Origin of the sequence: Bacillus sp. J14TS2, assembly GCF_018333015.1 — a bacterium.
In the GTDB taxonomy this organism is placed as follows: domain Bacteria; phylum Bacillota; class Bacilli; order Bacillales; family Bacillaceae_C; genus Lederbergia.
In genome coordinates, this window is sequence record NZ_BORE01000005.1 from 120,178 (window position 1) to 138,543 (window position 18,366).

General features: G+C 36.6%; 15 protein-coding genes. 1 reads left to right on the forward strand and 14 read right to left on the reverse strand.

The genetic code is table 11. The features are described 5' to 3' along the window. Positions 1-9 precede the first annotated feature (9 nt). The 11 genes from KI375_RS09515 to KI375_RS09565 form a co-directional block, all read right to left on the reverse strand. A complete protein-coding gene (locus KI375_RS09515) occupies positions 10-732 on the reverse strand; it encodes a metallophosphoesterase family protein (protein ID WP_212973269.1) in 723 nt (240 codons plus the stop codon). A 649-nt stretch (positions 733-1,381) separates the two neighbouring features. Next, a complete protein-coding gene (locus KI375_RS09520) occupies positions 1,382-3,058 on the reverse strand; it encodes a sugar phosphorylase (RefSeq protein ID WP_212973270.1) in 1,677 nt (558 codons plus the stop codon). Positions 3,059-3,074: 16 nt separating this feature from the next. Then, a complete protein-coding gene (locus KI375_RS09525; RefSeq protein ID WP_212973271.1) occupies positions 3,075-4,202 on the reverse strand; it encodes a glycerate kinase in 1,128 nt (375 codons plus the stop codon). Between the two features lie 10 nt (positions 4,203-4,212). Beyond that, complete coding sequence (gene pgmB, locus KI375_RS09530; RefSeq protein ID WP_212973272.1) at positions 4,213-4,884, reverse strand: beta-phosphoglucomutase; 672 nt, start codon at positions 4,882-4,884, stop codon at positions 4,213-4,215. Between the two features lie 24 nt (positions 4,885-4,908). Further along, on the reverse strand, positions 4,909-7,143 hold the full coding sequence (locus KI375_RS09535) for a glycoside hydrolase family 65 protein (protein ID WP_212973273.1): 2,235 nt from the start codon (positions 7,141-7,143) through the stop codon (positions 4,909-4,911). After that, complete coding sequence (locus tag KI375_RS09540) at positions 7,140-8,183, reverse strand: Gfo/Idh/MocA family protein (protein WP_244852479.1); 1,044 nt, start codon at positions 8,181-8,183, stop codon at positions 7,140-7,142. Before KI375_RS09540 ends, KI375_RS09535 begins: the two co-directional genes overlap by 4 nt. 12 nt (positions 8,184-8,195) lie before the next feature. Further along, on the reverse strand, positions 8,196-8,993 hold the full coding sequence (locus KI375_RS09545; protein ID WP_212973274.1) for a sugar phosphate isomerase/epimerase family protein: 798 nt from the start codon (positions 8,991-8,993) through the stop codon (positions 8,196-8,198). Between the two features lie 24 nt (positions 8,994-9,017). Then, the gene (locus KI375_RS09550) at positions 9,018-10,076 is read right to left on the reverse strand and encodes a zinc-dependent alcohol dehydrogenase (protein ID WP_212973275.1); all 1,059 of its coding nucleotides are present in this window, start codon (positions 10,074-10,076) and stop codon (positions 9,018-9,020) included. 20 nt (positions 10,077-10,096) lie between these two features. Beyond that, positions 10,097-10,951: a carbohydrate ABC transporter permease gene (locus tag KI375_RS09555; protein ID WP_212973276.1), complete on the reverse strand. Its 855-nt coding sequence runs from the start codon at positions 10,949-10,951 to the stop codon at positions 10,097-10,099. After that, the gene (locus tag KI375_RS09560; RefSeq protein WP_207453355.1) at positions 10,938-11,819 is read right to left on the reverse strand and encodes a carbohydrate ABC transporter permease; all 882 of its coding nucleotides are present in this window, start codon (positions 11,817-11,819) and stop codon (positions 10,938-10,940) included. The genes KI375_RS09555 and KI375_RS09560 overlap by 14 nt, the downstream gene beginning before the upstream one ends. A gap of 392 nt (positions 11,820-12,211) precedes the next feature. Beyond that, positions 12,212-13,519, reverse strand: coding sequence for an ABC transporter substrate-binding protein (locus KI375_RS09565; protein WP_212973277.1), 1,308 nt, complete (start codon positions 13,517-13,519; stop codon positions 12,212-12,214). Between the two features lie 368 nt (positions 13,520-13,887). On the opposite strand from KI375_RS09565, the gene KI375_RS09570 reads away from it, so the two are divergent. Beyond that, positions 13,888-14,901 carry a LacI family DNA-binding transcriptional regulator gene (locus KI375_RS09570; RefSeq protein ID WP_212973278.1) on the forward strand — a complete coding sequence of 338 codons (1,014 nt, stop codon included), beginning with the start codon at positions 13,888-13,890 and terminating at the stop codon, positions 14,899-14,901. Positions 14,902-15,126: 225 nt separating this feature from the next. Here KI375_RS09570 and KI375_RS09575 read toward each other — a convergent pair whose 3' ends face one another. The 3 genes from KI375_RS09575 to KI375_RS09585 form a co-directional block, all read right to left on the reverse strand. Beyond that, entirely contained in the window at positions 15,127-15,957 is an 831-nt protein-coding gene (locus KI375_RS09575) for a carbohydrate ABC transporter permease (protein ID WP_212973279.1), read from the reverse strand. Between the two features lies 1 nt (position 15,958). Then, complete coding sequence (locus KI375_RS09580) at positions 15,959-16,798, reverse strand: carbohydrate ABC transporter permease (RefSeq protein WP_212973413.1); 840 nt, start codon at positions 16,796-16,798, stop codon at positions 15,959-15,961. A gap of 163 nt (positions 16,799-16,961) precedes the next feature. Beyond that, positions 16,962-18,338 carry an ABC transporter substrate-binding protein gene (locus tag KI375_RS09585; protein WP_212973280.1) on the reverse strand — a complete coding sequence of 459 codons (1,377 nt, stop codon included), beginning with the start codon at positions 18,336-18,338 and terminating at the stop codon, positions 16,962-16,964. Between the last annotated feature and the right edge of the window lie 28 nt (positions 18,339-18,366).

Consider the following 18,366-nt stretch of genomic DNA (forward strand, 5'->3'; position numbering starts at 1 on the left):
AATCTAGCTTTATTCACCAAAAAAGAATTTGGTATCTTCTATATCTGACTGTTTCATTTTACCTTCCCACTTTAAAACTTCCTTCATTATATCTTTCTTTTCATAGGGAATTTCTTTAAGTTCTATCAATCCATTCGTAATAGTTACATAATGAGCATTTTTCGTACAATCATCCGGACGCCTGTAGGAAATACTTCCGGGGTTTATCCACATCATGTTCTTACCTAAGATATGTATTCCTTGTCGATGTGTATGACCAAAGATCATTCGCTTCTCATAATCTCCCGTTAAATTCCCTCGATAATTCTCATCCCAAAACTTCTCAAAATGATATTTACTTTGGATCGTTTCATAGGAATCTTCAAACCACTGATGTTTCATAACATACGCAATCCCATCTATATCAAAAGAAAGTATTTTAGGCATGGAACGCAAAAAATCAAGATCTGACGAACTCAGTAATTGGGCATTGTGATGAATCCACTTGAAATGTTCAGGTCCTACATGTTTATGCTCATCCCTAGACCAGACATTAAGTAAATGATCATCATGATTTCCTCTAACACCAATTACATTATGTTTTTTTATATAATCCAGCACCCCCTTTGGATCTATCCCGTAGTCAACATAATCTCCAGCACAATAAATAGCATCCCAATCTTTCTCGTAATCTAAAATTGTTTTCAATGCGACAGAATTACTATGGATATCGGATATTAATAAGATTTTCATAATTCTCCCCTTTCTAGTAGGCGCTTTAATGATTTTTATATTAGCAAACCCTTCCTTATGTGTCAAACGTTTCCACAAATATTTTTTCCGCGATTCGACAAATAGTCATATAAAGTAAAAAACCACTCAACAAAAGGCTTCAGCCCTCCCTACACTCTTTAAATCTTGGTATATAAGGGTTGTAGGTCGTTTTCATAGAGAAAAAACAAACTGTAAATGCACATAGAAGTTGAAATTTACTGAAGATAGACGGGTCCAAGAGTATTATTCTAACTATCAAACTCGCTTATAATTCGACATTTCATAAAAGACTTAGTGGTTTACATGATTAATTCTCTTGTTTTATGTCAATCGTTATTATACTTACTTACAACTTATCCTTTCCACTCTCAATGAAGCCCGTTATAGTTACATAGATACAGATCCTTGTAATGATTACTAGCAGAAAATGCATAAGAGGTAAATTTTCAACCTGTAAAAAAGTTTCACTTAACAAAATCAAAGGCATTGAGAAGAAAATTCTTCCCAATGCCTTTTCAATTTAAGCATGCATTTTACTTATATAGATAGAATCAATTAAGAATGAAAAGAGCTCAGCCATCCTTTAACGCATTAACTTGGCGGGGGACTGACCCCGAAATGGCCCCGCCTATAGTTGTATCCATAAAGTTTGGTTAGGTGTGATTTCAAAGTTTCCATCGAATGGTTGGTTATCGATGAGGTTTGTTCCTTTGTATTCTATTTCCATGGGGATGTGATCGTCTGATACGTTTACCATGGCTAGTATTTGGTCTCCAGTTTCTTCGTTGTGTCTAATGATTGAGAAGATGCGTTTGTCTAGGTAGATAATTTTTTGTTTTGCGTTTGGATGGAAGGCTTTTAAGCTTCTTCTTAGTTTTATTCGTTTGGATAATGCTTCAAATATTTGTGCTCTCAGTGTGTTTTCTTTTAATGCGCTCTCTAATTCGTCCTTATTTAGTTTCTCACGGTTTATTCTTCTATTTATACCAGATTTTTCCACACCTTCTAGATCATTTTCGGATCCAAGCAGGCTGTGAATATAAACGGCTGGGACTCCAACTACAGATAACAATATTGAATGAGCGGCCATCGTCCGTCGCACTTTCACCTCGTTATTTTCATCTGGATGGGCTAAAGCATTTAAATAATTTATATTTAATTCATAAGGACTCTTTGTACCGTCACCATTATCTTTATAGGAGACTAACCCTCCGTGTTCAAGGGCTTTATCAACCAACAATTGTTTTTCATCTTCTGTTAAAATACCTTCAGTTGGCCGCAAACCAATGCCATCATGTGAAGCTAGAAAATTAAAATATGTTGTAGTCGAAGTAGTCGATTCTAGTGTGTTTAACCAATCTGATAATTTCTCAGCATTTTTTGTTAAAAAAGAGAACAATGTTAATGGAGGCAAAGGAAATTGATAAACCATTTGTGCCTCATCCTGCCCATTCCCAAAATAACTTATATTCTCTTTATGTGGTACATTTGTTTCTGTAATAATAATAGCATTAGGGTTTATCGCCTCTAATACCTTTCGCATTAATTTAATTAAAACATGTGTTTCTTCTAAATGAATGCAGCTTGTCCCCAATTCTTTCCACATAAAACCGATCGCATCTAAACGAATATACTTCGCTCCATTTGCGACATACATGCCTAGAATATCCAGTATTTCAAGCAACAAGTCAGGATTTTTATAATTTAAGTCAATCTGGTCTTCACTAAAGGTTGTCCAAACATATTTCGGACCTTCCTTTGTATCAAATGCGGTAAGAAGCGGAAGGGCTCTTGGACGTGTCACTTGACTATAATCTAATGAAGGGTCAGCTTCAATAAAATATTTTTTATATTGATCCTGCCCTTGCAAAAATCCTTGAAACCAGTCGCTGCTCTTAGAAATATGATTGATTACCGCGTCAAACATTAAATCATATTGATTAGAAAGTTGATTGATATCTTTCCAACTCCCCAAATCCGGGTCTATTTCGCGATAATCAACAACTGAGAATCCATCATCAGACGTATATGGATAGAACGGCAAAATATGAACAGCATTTACACAATCGACATGACTTAACAAAAAATCCTTTAATGTTTTTAATGGTGCTTCTTCCTGTTTCAAAATGCTATCACCATAAGTGATTAACATTACGTCTTTCTCTGATATCCATTGTTCGTTTAACGCTTGCTGCCGGTTATACTTTTCCACAATGCTTTCAATTTTCGAGAATATATCTGAGATATCTCCATCATATAAAAAAGCTAATCTATTTAATATTTGTTCTTTTGTATGTCTTTCCATTTGCAACCCTCACATCCTAATTAAAGTTGATTAATCGAACAACATTTTCAACTGTCTGGAATAAATTTTCTTCCGCTTTTATAAAGGCTTCTTCTAAATCACAAGGATTGTTTATAATGCTGTGGACAGAGAGTAAACCTTTTTTAAATAAAGGTTCATATCCTTCTTGCACACTACCTGCAAATGCCACCACAGGTACATGATGAATGTTGGCTTCACGGACGATTCCAGCTATGACTTTTCCATTCGGAGTTTGGTGATCTATCTTTCCTTCACCAGTAAAAACAAAATCCACTTGATCAAGTGCCTTGGAAAAATCCAATGTTTCGAGAACTAAATCAATCCCACTTTGCAATTTTCCACCAATGGCTAATAAGGCAGCGCCAAGCCCACCTGCTGCCCCCGAACCTTGCACATCACCAATCGGCATTTGTACTGTTTTTTCTAATAGATGATTAAAATGATGAAGATTTCGGTCCAATTGTTTGATCATTGCATTAGTGGCCCCTTTTTGTGGTCCATAAATATAGCTTGCTCCATTTTCTCCACATAAAGGATTTGTTACATCGCATGCGACAGAAATATTGATGTCTTTCAACCTGGGATCAATGGAAGCTAAATGCACACTAGAAATCTCACATAGGCTCCCGCCGCCATAGTCGACTTGTCTACCAGATTGGTCAACTATTTCAGCTCCTATTGCCTGCAGCATTCCCACGCCACCATCATTCGTAGCACTGCCGCCGATCGTAATGATTAAATTGGTAATTTCATGTTCTAATGCAGCCAATATTAATTCACCAGTGCCATAACTAGTCGTTGTCATTGGATTTCTTTTTTCTGCTGATATTAAATGAATCCCGCTTGCTTCAGCCATCTCAACGATGGCTGTTTTCTGATCTGAAAATACAGCATAGCGTGCAAGCACTTTTTCGCCCAGAGGACCAGTCACCTGTTTATAGAAAACTTCACCAGCCAATGCGTGATTTAATACTTCCAACGTTCCTTCTCCACCATCCGCTACTGGCAACAAGTCAACCTTAATGTCAGGATCGACGCTTATAATCGCTTTACTCATAATCTGAGCTACACGAGAAGCAGATAGACTTTCTTTAAATGAATCAGGCGATAGTAAGATCTTCATCACAAAACACTCAACTTTCTTTCCAAAGTGAGAAGGCTTTTTTTACTTTATTCCAATCTAACTGTGAGGTCTCTTCCACAAGCAAATCAGCCTCTGTTAAATGACCGCCAATGCCAACAGCAAACATATTACTAGATTGAATCGCTGCAATGCCAACTAGCGCATCTTCTATTCCGATTGCATTAGAGGGATTGGCTTGAAGTACATCACATACATTTAAAAATATCTCCGGGTCTGGTTTTGAATTTTTTATTTTACTTGCATCTGCACAATAATCAAATAAATGTTCGATCTTCAGCGCTTGTAAAACGGTTTGAGCATTTTTAGAAACAGACGCTAATCCAATCGGGATATTTTCACTCTTTATTTTATTTATGAATGATAGAATCCCTGGCAGAATTTCTTCCGGCGTTAATTGCTGAATAAATTGTTTGTATCGTTCATTCTTTTTCTCTGCTAGTTCCATTTTTTCCGCATCGGTCAACTCTATATTTCCTCTATTTAAAATAAGTTCAAGTGATTCTAGTCGACTTACACCTTTTAGATTTTCATTAAACTCCTCATTAAAAGGAATATCACGTTCATCTGCGATGCTTTTCCAAGCTAAATAGTGATACTTAGCTGTATCTGTAATAACTCCATCTAAATCAAATACAACGGCCTCAATTATTTTACTCTGCATTTTAAAAGATTCCTTTCTTGACTGCTACACAAGTTGGACAGATATTGGCTCCTTCGTTAGTTCAAACACTTCATTCTTCACCTTGATTGTAAGAGGGGCACCGCCAACTTTTTTAACGATTAGCTTTTCGTTTTCAACGATAAATTCAAGCTTTCTTCCTCTATATTGAATCGGAAATTTTAATTTCGACCAGTCTTTGGGAAGTGTCGGTTGAACAGTAATACTATCTTCTGAAAAAGATATGTTTAGAAAGTGAAATACCGCAAGCCAAATCGCTCCTAAAGATGCGGCATGGACGCCTTCATCTGATGAATGGGGATTGGCCCCCAAATCAATTAGACACGCTTCCTGAAACCATTGATACGCTAAGTCTTTCTCTCCGCATCTCATTGCAACAATGGCATGGATCGCTTTGCTTAAGGATGAATCATGAATCGTTCTGTTCTCATAGTATTGAAAGTTTTGGTAAACAATCTCTTTTGAAAACAATTGCGGAAATAAATAAAAGAGCATAACAACATCTGCCTGCTTTAATATTTGCATCTCATTTACTTCCGGCCTTGAATAATCCAATAAGATCGATTGGTTTCCTTGACTTTGCTTATATTTTGCTAGATCAATATAAGGCTTTTGCAGAAACGTATCATCTTGTGGAAGTAACCCGTCTTCATTCACTTGTGGTAAATATAAATGTTTCATAAAATGCTCAGCTTCTTGTTTAAAGACTTCATCTACTATCGCGAACTGCTCCATATACCTTAATGCTTGTTGCACATTATAATGAGCAAGATAATTTGTATAAGCATTATTATCAATAAACTCCGTATATTCATCAGGACCGATAACATTTTTTATAGAAAGCTTGTCATTTTGCTTCACCGTACGGCTAATCCAAAACGCACTCGTCTCTTTTAATAATGCTAATCCTTCTTCTATCATAAACTGATCGTCTCTCGTTGTTTCATAGTATCGAATCACCGCAAAAGCAATATCTGCCACAATATGATGTTCAGCCAATGCTGATGCTACTTTTTGCCTTTTACCTGTTTTAATATTAATCGCTGCATAAGCAGGCGTTTCTTCTTCCCCTGATAGCGCACTTTCCCATGGGAATTGCGCTCCCTTAAATCCATTCATTTCTGCCTTTTTACGCGCCATTGGTAAGCGACTATAGCGATAGTGCAGAAGCTGCCTAGCAATAGACGGATTTGTATAGAGATGTGAGGGTAAAATGAAAATCTCTGTATCCCAAAACACATGGCCTTTGTATCCTTCACCTGTTAATCCCTTTGCGCCAATACTAAAATCAGCATTATGCTTGGGTGTCATAATTTCAATATGATATATGGCAAAATCAATCGATAACTGATCCATTTCGTTTGGAGAAGAAATCTCTATTCTGTGATCTTTCCAAAAATCGTTCCAAACCTGTTCAGACTTTTGCAATGCCTGGTTATAGCCGTCCTGATACAGTTGTTTGATTTTTTCCAATCCCACTGCTTCGATGGCCAATTTTTCCGGGATATCCTGATCAAGACTCGTAAAAATCGCCCCATACTTTTCAAAGGTAAAGGGCTGTTCTTTTTTTACGGTCACTTCTCCATGTGCTAATAATTGCCTGTTTTTTGAAGTGAAATATTCTTTATCGATCATGGAATATTTACAAGCAGCAAACAAAGCAATTTTTTGCTTGGAATGAGAGGTTTGGTAAACACCTTGCATATACCGATCGTTAAATACCCGAACATTCTCTTCCATTACATGTTGTCTACCGTGATTTGTTTGTTGTCCGTCAATCCCTGTGGTAATTTTTATCGATATATCTTTATTTAAACTAACGATCGTGATAGCGGAAGACAAAACATGCAAATCAGCTTTGGAGACCATTCTTCTAAAAGTCATTTTTAATTGGAGACCATCATTTCTCTCCCAAACAACTTCCCGAATCATTTCTCCTCTATCTAGATAAAGCTTTTTCGAGTATGCAAGAATCTTACCGGACATCATCGAAAACACTTCGTGATCAATCTCTATTTTTACACCAACTAAATCTGGGAGATTGACGATTTCTGCAGGAGCATTATTTGTCTCTTTATTGTATATACCCGCAACATACATGCCTCTTGTTTGTTCAGGGTATTCCTCTTCATGAACACCCCGAATTCCCATATAACCATTTCCTAAGGTCATGAGTGTTCCATATTTATTTAATTTTCGTAAATCAAAATGATCATCTAGTAGAACTTGTTGCCACTTCATAAATAAACACTCTCTCCCGTTTCCGCTGATCGATATAATGCTTCGATTAATGTTTGGACTTTGTATCCTTCATCTCCAGTTACAATGGAGTTATTCCCCTTGCCTGTACAGTGATCGATAAATGAATGAATGCTCTTCTTCTTTGCATCTTCATTTGTTGTATTTTCGTACTCATACAATGTAACGAGTTCGCCTGCTCTATCCGTATATATCTCTAGTGGATACAAACTCGCCCCTGCTTTGTCACCGGAGAAGGAAACGTTCAAATACGATTTTGGTTTTATGTGCAAGGCAAAGGATGTTTCTAATTCGATTAAACCACCATTTTCCAGTTCGATAAAAGCAAACAAAGAATCCTCAACTTCATATTTATTTGGGTCCCATTTTCCGAATGACCCTTCAGATTTAAAAGGAGCGATTTTAGAAAACATCTTAGCCGTTACTCTATAAATGGTTGGAAACTTTAATAAAAATAGGGCGCAATCCACCATATGAATGCCAATATCAATTAATGGTCCCCCACCTTGTAATTCTTTGTTTGTAAAATGGCCCCAGCCTGGAACTCCGGATCTGCGAACAGCAGAAATTTTCGTATAATAAACATCCCCGAGGATTTCTTCCTCCATTTTTTGATGCAATAAGTTCGTTTCTGGTGCAAATCGATGCTGAAAGTTATAGGCCAAAACAAGGTTTTTTTCCTTGGCTAATTGACTTAATTTTATTGCATCATCCGCACTAATGGTTGGCGGCTTTTCACAAATCACATGACAATGATGCTCTAAGGCCTCTCTTACATGTTGGTAATGATATTTATTCGGAGTACATACACTGACGATATCTGGTTTTTCCGCCTGCAGCATGTCCGTCACGTTTGTATAATAGGTTGGGATATTATTCTTTTTTGCAAAAGCTTGAGCACTCTCATATCTTCGACTAACGACAGAAACAATCTGAATCCCTTCTTTATCTCGATAAGCCGGGATATGGGTTGTTTCTGCCACTTGTCCCCCACCAATAATGGCTACCTTCAAATTTTCCAAATGCTACACCTCTTAACAATCAAGAATCGACTTTAAATAAGCAAGCGACTTTTTGAATTCATGTTCTGCATCTTCGCCCTGAATTCTACATTCAATAGCTAAATAACCATCATAACGATTGGCCCGAAGCTGATCAAAACATTGCTTAAAATTGATCGATCCGCTTCCAGGCTGGAAACGATGATTGTCTGCCAAATGGATATGACCGATTAGTTCTTTATTGTTTTGTAAGGTAACAAGAATATTATCTTCTTCTATATTCATATGGTAAAAATCCGCCACAATTTTTACATGCTTTAAGTCGTTCTTTTCAATATATTCACGCGCATCAGCAACCCTGTTGATCATATGGTCTTGATAACGATTCAAGGGTTCTAGATAAATGGAAGTATTGGTTTTCTCTGCTACCTTTTCTAGATACAGTAGTGAATCCGAGATTGCATTCCAATCACCTTCTTTATTTCTAGGTGGAGTAAATGGTGGTAATCGGTATGTGAACATCCCCCATGCAGCTGGAATAACGACCCCTTTGCCACCAATTTTTTGCAGAGCATATAAAATATTTTTAAGCTCCTCTAATCCGTTTTTTCTTCTCTCCTCTGAAAAGTCACCAATCCAACCGTCATAGCCATTACATGCCGTTTTAACTTCTATTCCAGTCTCTTCCATAGCGGATTTAATTTCTTCTATATTTTCGACTAGCATTTTCCCATCAATTTCGTATCCATCTATCCCTAAGTCTTTTAAATAACGGAATTTATCAATGATTTTTTCCGGAAAAAAATTTTGGTCTTGAGTTGCTAGTTTCATAGCTCTCATCCTTTCTTGGAAAATTTACTTTGAATGTGTGACGCCTAGCTTTATACTCAAATGTGGTGATTGATCAACATATTTCATATATGCCTCTGCACTTTCCTCGAATGAAACAATCGGATCAATAATTTTTTCACAATCTAAATATCCGTTCATCAGTAATTCCCAGCATGTTTTTTCAATCCGTTTTCTATCCCATCTAGGGTAATCCGGGTTCGGTTCACTTGCAGCTCGAGAGAAAACGATATTTGCATTATTAAAATGAGCTTCTCTGCCAAAATTTAATCCTTCCGGGAATGGCTTCGCAAAGGCAATGTAAGAAATCGTTCCACCATACGCAATGGCACGTAAGGCATCTTGCAGCGCACTCGCAATTCCACTGGTTTCAATGTAAACATCTACCCCTTTTTTTTGGGTATTTTGTTTCACTTCAAATCCAACGTCACACTGTGTTGGATCTAAAGCAAGATCTGCACCATGCTCTAGAGCAATGTCTCTTCGGTGCGCAATAGGATCAACTGCCACCACAAAACTCGCACCCGCTTTTTTAGCAAGTTGAACGGCGATTTGTCCGATTGCACCTAATCCAGAGACAACAACATAATCTCCCGCTCGAATATTTCCATCACGAACAGCGCTAAGAGCAAACTGAGCAGGATCATAGCAAACAGCATTTTGCCATTTCGCATCTTTTGACATTTTCAATAAACGATGATTATCAATTGCATCAACAACTACATAGTCTGATATTGGTCCATAGGTACAAACTCGTTCTCCGATACTATAATCAGTTACGCTTTTGCCTACTTCCACAATTTCTCCTACAACCATATTTCCTAATTTGAATTCTCCGAAGACAACTCCCTTTTGGGATTTGTCTTTACGAGGCATAAACATTCTCCATTCTTCAGAGAATTCCTCTTCCATAAAGGGAGTTGTCCCTCTAAAATCAATTACTTCTGTTCCGTGCTTAGGAGCGGAAAATTCAACCTTCACTTTGACTTCCGTGTCTTTTATAGTAGGTTCTTCCAATGTTTGTAATTTGGCAATCCTTGGTTCTGTTGCTATTAATGTTTTCATCCTATTTCTTCCCTTCTGAATTATTCTTTTACCCCACCCGAGGTTACATTCCCTTTAATAAGACTTTCCGATATAGCATACATAATGACTACTGGTAAAGCCGTCACAATTGAAGCTGCCATCATTCTTCCCCAAATATAATCCGGATTACTGAACAATGAATTTAACCCAACTGGTAGTGTGAAGTTTTCATCACTTGAGAAAAAGATCGATGCGAATAAAAAGTCATTCCAAGCAACCATAAAACAATAGACAAATACTGAAATGATCCCCGATAGGGAAAGTGGAATAATAATGTAAAAAATAATTTTCACTCGATTTAAACCATCAATTTTCGCTGCCTCTTCCAAATCCTTAGGGATTGTTTCAAAAAAGCTAATCAGCATTAAAATCGCTGTAGGCAACGTTTGTACAATCATGACGATAATTAGAGATGTCTTGGTATCGTATAGACCAAGACTTGAAATGATCTTGAATAACGGTACTACTAATAAAATCCCAGAGAACATATACACAGTGTAAAAACTAGCATTAATTTGGAGTCGACCTTTAAAATCCAATCTAGAAAGGGCATAGGCTCCAAAGATTGCAATCACAACAGAAATAATCGATGCTGTTAAGGCTACGACAAAACTATTCTCTAGATAAGTAAGGTACGGAAAAATACTTGGATTAAAAATATCTACAAAGTGTTGAATCGTCCATTCCCTAGGAAAAAAGGTTGGATTTCTTGAAATGGCTTCTTGTGAACTTTTTAAAGCCGTCATTAACATAATAAAGAAGGGAAATAAGCTGATAACTAAGATCAGTAAAATCCCTATATAAAAGAAGATTCCCTTCAACGTTTTCGTTTTCTTTGTACTAACGGCTGCCATTTAAATTCACCCTCTTTCTAATAAGAATAATGAGAGTACAAATAACTGCGAATAATATGACAGAGATAGCGGATGCCTTCCCTAAATCATTAAAGGCAAATGCCGTTTTATACAGATAAATGCCAAGAACATTCACTTTATTTGTTAAGAGGTAAACATCTTCGAACATATAGAACATCCAGATTGTTCTCAAGGTAACAATAGTTAATAACACCGGCATAACAGCAGGTAACGTAACCGCCTTAAACTTCTCCCATATATTCGCCCCATCCATTTCAGCTGCTTCATATAATGTAGGTGAAATAGTTTGAAGAATGGCTAAAAATGAGATAAACGCATAAGGGAAATATCTCCAGATGGCAAATAATACAACTAGAATAAAACTACTAGAAGGATTATCGAACCATAAGGGAGCTTGATCAAATAAATGTAAAACGTCTCTTCCAATGTAATTTACAATCCCATATCCATTATTAAACATATATTTCCAAGCAAAAATCAGTGAAATCGATGGCGTAACATAAGATAAGATGATAAGTGATCGAGCAATTTTCCGGAATTTAAATGGCCGATTAAACAAAATTGCAACATATAACCCTACAATGGTACTGCCTCCAACAACTAACAATGTATATAGCAATGTAATGCCCAATGATTTGTAAAATTCTACATCCTTAAATGTATCTATATAATTTTGAAAACCAATAAACTCTGCACCCAAGCGCGGATTCACTGGTTGATAAAAAAAGCTATAGTATATATTTGAAATCATCGGATATCCAATAAGCATTAATATTAAAAGAATACTGGGTAATAGTAGTATTAACGCAAATTTTCCATTAGATAATTCTCGCTTTATTTTAAACATGATTATTACCACCTTCAGAAATTCCCTTTACAAGGATGTTTAAAAAGTCGGGTAAAAGTGACACTGCGAGCTAAAGGATCTTCGACTAAGTGCCGACACGTCCTGTGATGTCGAAGTCGCCGCTTGCTTCTCCGCCTCAAAATTCCGACGCCGACTTAGGCCCCTTTTTATCCTTCTTTTTGAACACACACTTTACGAGATAGATATTCCAAATATGAGCAATGCTGCAAGGTTAAGGAACAAAAGCACAAGCGCCTTGATCAGCCCCGACAAGCAAATGTTCTGAGCCAAGAAAAGTCCGGTTTTGACTTTTATTGGCTCAGGTTATTTGACCTCGAGGGGCTAGGCGCTGGAGCTGGATGACAATAAACTCGCAGCATCATCCGATTGTATTATTTGGTCACTTCTTGAATTCGAGCTTCTGTTTCATCTAATGCCTTTTGAATATCTTGTCCACCTACTGTCACATTATTAATCATGGTTGGAATCGCGCCCGTACTTGTGATATCTCCCATTTTCACAAAATTCGAATCCCCTACTACTCCAAATACTTGTATATCATTAAAGGATTCGGCAATTTCATCCGATAATTCTCCAAATGCTTGAATGACTTCATTAGACTTATATGTCTCGTTCTCAACCACACCTTTATGAACCGGTTGAGCACCGCCTGGAGCCATAAGAATCCAATCTGTCGTATTTTCAGGTTGAGACATAAACTCTACAAAAGTTTGCGCTGCTTCTTTTTGCTTATCTTCCAAACCTGAAGTAATCGTAAATGAACTTACAGTACCAAAAACAGCCTCATTTTTTTGAGTCGGAATCGCAAAGCCTACATTGCTTGGATCTCCGTCACTATAGATACCTGGTAACAAATAAGTGGAATATAACGCCATCGGGGCACTCCCATTCATAAAGGCATCTTTTACCTCAGTCGTATCATTGGACCCCGGCATTGTATATTCAGATAATTCATCATAAAATTCTAATGCTTCTTTCATTTCAGGGGTATTAAATGTTTCATTCCCATCTGCATCAAGAACATTTGCATCGTTTGATAAGGCAAATTGTGAAAAAGCTTGTTCTGAATAGTTACTTTCTACAGTTGGCAGCGCAATTCCATACTGCTGGTTTTTCTCATCTGTAAAAGCCTTAGCAATTTCTAAAAGCTCATCCCAGTTCTTTGGTTCTTCAAACCCTTCAGACTCTAGCATTTCTTTGTTATACCAAATGCCTTGTACCCAACCACTTATAGGTACACCGCGGTAGCTATTTCCATCCTCAGAGCGCACCAATCGCAAAGCACCATCATAGTATTCATCAGCACCTACGGATTCAATAATTTCTTGTACAGCATCTTTATCAATTAATTCATCTTTATCCATTACTTTTGCATAATCCTGGCCAACCTCTACAACTTCAGGTAACTCGCCAGACTGTGCAAGTGTAATAATTTTTGTATTTAAATTGCTCTCTTCTGTTACAACTTGCTTAATCTTAATATCAGGATTTTCTTTCTCAAATTTCTCAATTAATTTATCGATCACTGTCAGACGTTCTTGTTCAACCGAAGTATGCATGAATTCAATTGTTACCTGATCGCTACTACTCTCTTTCGCAGAATCCTCTTTATTCGAACAAGCAAATAATACAAAACTCAATGATAGTATAGAAAAAAGTATTACCATATTCTTCTTCATTTCATATGACCTCCCTATTTTCAAAACAGATTAAGACTTCAAGAATGAGTTTAAGAGATTACCCTCTCCTTTAATTAGTTGTTAAACTTCTTCTTTAGGGAGCGGTCCCAAATTTAATATTACCTTGGGAGCGCTCCCAGTAGATAATAGCTTAATACATACTTTTGGCTCATGTCAAGGGGGTTGTTTGAAAGATTTATTAGTTTTCAAATCAAAAAATTAATAGAATACGATTTCATCAAGATAGAAACGCTTAAAATACATGATTTTTGGCCTATTCATTTTTTAAAATAAAAAAATGGAGATGACTTTACATTGAATATATATTACAATATACTTGGTACCGATCCCAGTTAGGAAGTGATGTAATGAAACCAACTATTTATGATATTGCAAAAGTTGCGAAAGTATCAAAGTCTACTGTTTCTCGAGTTTTGAATAATAACCCCAATATTTCTAATAAAAGCAAACAACGAGTATTAAAAGCAATCGCAGAGCTAAACTACCAGCCAAGTAAAATAGCCAGAGGGCTATCAGCTGGATTTGATGCTATTCTAGTTGTTTCAAGATCTACTGCTACTACAAAAAACAACCCGTTTTTTTCAGAAATACTCCATGTTATTTCGACGTACGCAGAAACAGAAGGCTATGATGTGATTTTACAAACATCGCAAAACAACTTGGATGAAATAGAGAAAACCATCATGAAAACATCATCAAAAATTGTAAAAGGAATTATAATGCTAAGCTCTCCAAGTGATGAAAATTATTTCGAACAAATAAACTCACTTAATATCCCAACAGTTGTGATTGGAAAAGTAAATGGCCATTTTGAAAATATTTATTCTGTCGATACTGACAATTTTAAAGATAGCTATAATTTAGTTCAATACATGATTGATTTAGGACATCAAAACATCGCTTGTTTATACTCCCCTCAAGAATATCACGTTTCCATCGACAGATTAAAGGGATACAAACAGTGCCTACTAGATAATCAACTTGCATTAAAAGATGAACTGATGATAAATTGCGGTTTTACGATGGGAGAAGCCTATAATAATTCTAAAAAGTTATTCGATTCTAAGCCATATCCGACCGCTATTTTCGCTACGGACGATCTAAAATTATTAGGATTGTATAAAATATTAGACGAACTGGAAATTAAAACCCCGTCTGAGCTTTTAGTTGGGGGATACAGTAATACAGAGATTACATCATTTTTATTTCCTTCACTAATTCAAATAGAAAATCCAACCCATAAATTAGGTGAATTTTCCACCAAACTGTTGTTTACTATCATCAAACAACAGCCGGTAGATGAAAGGAAAATAATTGTTCCCACACTGCAAAAAATAATTGGTTCTAAGTATAAAAAATAAAATGAAGGTTCATTTATCGGGAGGATTTCATCTCCATTAAATGAACCTTCGCTTTATTTACCCATACTAACATTCCACTAGATCCATAATTGCTCGTACATAATGGAATATAGGTTTTGTGCAGTCAATACAGAGTGTTTTCCCAATTTTAGCTTCACCTGTGATAACAACGACACGCCTAAAATTTCTTTATCTTTAATTGTGCAGTTCAATATTTTTCTTTTATTATCCTTTATTTCCACCTGTAATACTAATACCTTGTATAAAGTACCTTTGACCAAAGAAGAAGATAACAATGGCAGGTAAGATCATGATTGTCGACCCAGCCATCATTAAGTTCCAATCAGAGGAATATGAACCTCTTAACTGAAGTAGACCTAGTGCCAATGTGTATTTAGATTCGTCGTTCAGATAAATAAGCGGGCCGAAAAAGTCATTCCAAACAGCCATAAAAGTGAAAAAGCCAATCACCAATAATGCTGGTTTAACAAGTGGTATCATTATTTTTGTGAAAATTTGAAAGTAATTGGCACCATCTAAAATGGCCGCTTCATCTAATTCTTTTGGAATGTTTAAGAAAAATTGCCTCATTAGGAAAATGTTAAATCCCCCTCCTCCAAAAAATGCAGGAAATACCAAAGGCCAAAAAGTACCCACTCCTCCAATCTCTGACCACATCAAAAAGGTTGGAATCATTGTTACGGCAGCAGGTAACATCATCGTACCAATAATCATCGCAAACCAGATATCCCTACCCGGAAATCTTAATCTTGCAAAAGCATATCCACACATACAACAGGTTGCTATGGTCCCAATTAAAACAGGAACCATAATTATCATCGTGTTCTTAAAATATAAACCAAAATCGATAATGTCAAAAACATCCCTAAAATTATGCCATTGAAAAGTTTCTGGTAAGATTTTCGGTGGGAAAACAAAAATTTCAGTTGTGGTCATCAACGAGCTCCGCAGCAACCATAAAAAAGGTACAAATGAGATTACCGCTCCAATGACTAATAGAAGAAACGCAGGATATCTCTTTATTTTTTTCACCATATTATTTTCCACCTCCATAGTAAACCCATGATTTCGAGCTTCTAAATATTATTAATGTGAAAAAGCCAATGATAACAAACAAAATCCATGCAAGTGCACTTGCATAACCAAAGTCATTCTGTTGGAAAGCTGTTCGATAAATTAATAAAACATAAAACAATGTTGAGTTATTAGGCCCGCCTTCCGTCATAATGTATGCCTGGGTGAAAGCTTGAAATGAACCAATCAATCCCATAATTAAATTAAAAAAAATAATGGGAGTTAAAGAGGGGATGGTAACATATCGTAGCTTATGCCACCCGTTTCCACCATCTATTTCCACCGCTTCATGCAAATCTTTTGGGACATCTTGTAAGCCAGCCAAAAAGATCAACGCAGTTCCTCCCAGGCCCCACACGCTCATTAATATAAGTGAAGGAATGGCTGTTTTCTCATCATAAATCCACATGGATGTTGGCAATTGAAGGTATTTTAAAATTGTATTAAACAAGCCAAAATCCGGATTAAAAAGCCATACCCACAATATATTTGAGGCAACTGCCGGGACGAGGACAGGCAAATAGTAAATTGTCCGAAAAAACGCCTGTCCCTTTACCTTCATATTCATCAACAAAGCCACAAATAAGGCGGCAACTAGGGTAAAAAAGGTACTCCCAAACGCAAAATAGAATGTGACAACAATTGATTTTTTAAAGAAGATATCATTTACGAAAATTTCATAAAAGTTTTCTAGACCAACCCAGTTAAAAGATCCAAGCGCCGTCCAATCAGTAAAACTTAATACGAAACTAGCTATTAGCGGGAAGACTGTCCAGATTAGAATGCCAAGTATAGCCGGCATAGCAAACAAATATCCGAAAATAGCTTCCTTTTTTTTAATACTCACAAATTTTTTTTTTCGTTTGGAAGGCTCTATTATAGATTCCCCTACTATTTCGTTCCTTAATTTCAAGAAAAGTCACCGTCCCCCAGTTTGTTTTTTTATTTTGACTTCGACAGAAACATTATTCGTATTCAACATACTCATATTTATCGCCAAATTCGTCTTTCAGCTTAGGTAATATATCATCCAGAATCGCATCTTTGGCAGGCTTTTGATTATTCCAGATTTGATCTAAGCCGGGATTAATAATTGTCGATGCCTTCGATCGATCGCCCCAATAGTAGTTTGGGTTTTGAACAACATGATTCAATCCCCATTCGATAACAGCTTCTTTATATTCCTCCGGGTGGATCTCTGTATTAGTCCATTTTTTTATCAGTTCTTCATCGGTGTACCAAGATTCCTCATTGGGCATCCATAACCCCCCTTGAATTAAAGGTAAGCTATTTTCGGGATCCATAATGAACGTTAAAAATGTTTTCGTTTCTTCCCAATTTTCATTTGCATTATCACTATTAAAGACAACAATTGGTGTTCCCGTGGTCAATGTAACCGCCTTCTTCATCTTCGGTAAAACTCCTATTCCTAGATCTAATGATTTTTCCTTCTTTGCTTTTCCGAGTTCTTGCATTGCCCATTGGCCGTCTATATTCATTGCGACCCTACCAGTTAATAATGCTGTATCTGTTGCAGGGAGGGTTGACAATTGGGACGGTTTTGGCATTACATTCTCAACGTACATTAAATCTTGAATCGCTTGTAATGCATCAATTGTATTCTTACTTCCTAACAAAATTGTTTTTCCATCCTCAGAAATGATACCGCCTTCATTAAGCAATAAAAAGTTTTCGTAAAAATATGTGAAATTGCTGATACCATAGGTCTCAATATTTTTCGGATCAAATCCTGATTCACCAGGGTGATTTCCCTCTCGATCAACCGTAAATTTCCGAGCTACCTCGATGAATTCCTCCCAGGTCCAGGCATCTTCCGCTTTTGTAGGGGGATAATCTACCCCCTGCTCATCAAAAAATTGCTTATTGTAATAGATGTTATTGGTCTCGTTGGCAACACTTGATCCACCGATAGGTCCTCCTTCTTCGAATTGAAAAATTGAATAGGACAGTTTATTGCCAATCTCTCCAGATTCATACAACTCAGAGACATCCTTAATTCGACCATTTTCTACCCACGCCGGTAAGCTGCCTTCTGGAAAATAACCTAAATCAGGCAATTTATTTGATGCGGCCTGTGATGTTAGTTTTTCAATGTAACCTTCATTGACCTGCTGTGCTTTCACATGGATATCATCATGCTGGTCATTAAATGTTTTAATCAATGCCTCAACAGATTCTTTCTCAAGTGGACCACCCCAATACGTCATCGTTAAAGACACGCCCTTTTCTTTTCCACCTGTCTCCGATCCACTACAACCCGCTATGAATATAACCGATAGGACAAATACAATAACTGTAAAGAACTGTCGGATAAATCTCATCATTACTCCCCCTTTAAACAAATTTATA

What these genes read in the sequence shown, in the direction of transcription:
- KI375_RS09525 (WP_212973271.1), bottom strand. Translation starts at nt 4,202, where the DNA reads ATGAAGATCTTACTATCGCCTGATTCATTTAAAGAAAGTCTATCTGCT.
- KI375_RS09580 (WP_212973413.1), bottom strand. Translation starts at nt 16,798, where the DNA reads ATGCCGGCTATACTTGGCATTCTAATCTGGACAGTCTTCCCGCTAATA.
- KI375_RS09520 (WP_212973270.1), bottom strand. Translation starts at nt 3,058, where the DNA reads ATGGAAAGACATACAAAAGAACAAATATTAAATAGATTAGCTTTTTTA.
- KI375_RS09550 (WP_212973275.1), bottom strand. Translation starts at nt 10,076, where the DNA reads ATGAAAACATTAATAGCAACAGAACCAAGGATTGCCAAATTACAAACA.
- KI375_RS09575 (WP_212973279.1), bottom strand. Translation starts at nt 15,957, where the DNA reads ATGGTGAAAAAAATAAAGAGATATCCTGCGTTTCTTCTATTAGTCATT.
- KI375_RS09545 (WP_212973274.1), bottom strand. Translation starts at nt 8,993, where the DNA reads ATGAAACTAGCAACTCAAGACCAAAATTTTTTTCCGGAAAAAATCATT.
- KI375_RS09560 (WP_207453355.1), bottom strand. Translation starts at nt 11,819, where the DNA reads ATGTTTAAAATAAAGCGAGAATTATCTAATGGAAAATTTGCGTTAATA.
- KI375_RS09565 (WP_212973277.1), bottom strand. Translation starts at nt 13,519, where the DNA reads ATGAAGAAGAATATGGTAATACTTTTTTCTATACTATCATTGAGTTTT.
- KI375_RS09570 (WP_212973278.1), top strand. Translation starts at nt 13,888, where the DNA reads ATGAAACCAACTATTTATGATATTGCAAAAGTTGCGAAAGTATCAAAG.
- KI375_RS09585 (WP_212973280.1), bottom strand. Translation starts at nt 18,338, where the DNA reads ATGAGATTTATCCGACAGTTCTTTACAGTTATTGTATTTGTCCTATCG.
- KI375_RS09555 (WP_212973276.1), bottom strand. Translation starts at nt 10,951, where the DNA reads ATGGCAGCCGTTAGTACAAAGAAAACGAAAACGTTGAAGGGAATCTTC.
- KI375_RS09515 (WP_212973269.1), bottom strand. Translation starts at nt 732, where the DNA reads ATGAAAATCTTATTAATATCCGATATCCATAGTAATTCTGTCGCATTG.
- KI375_RS09535 (WP_212973273.1), bottom strand. Translation starts at nt 7,143, where the DNA reads ATGAAGTGGCAACAAGTTCTACTAGATGATCATTTTGATTTACGAAAA.
- pgmB (WP_212973272.1), bottom strand. Translation starts at nt 4,884, where the DNA reads ATGCAGAGTAAAATAATTGAGGCCGTTGTATTTGATTTAGATGGAGTT.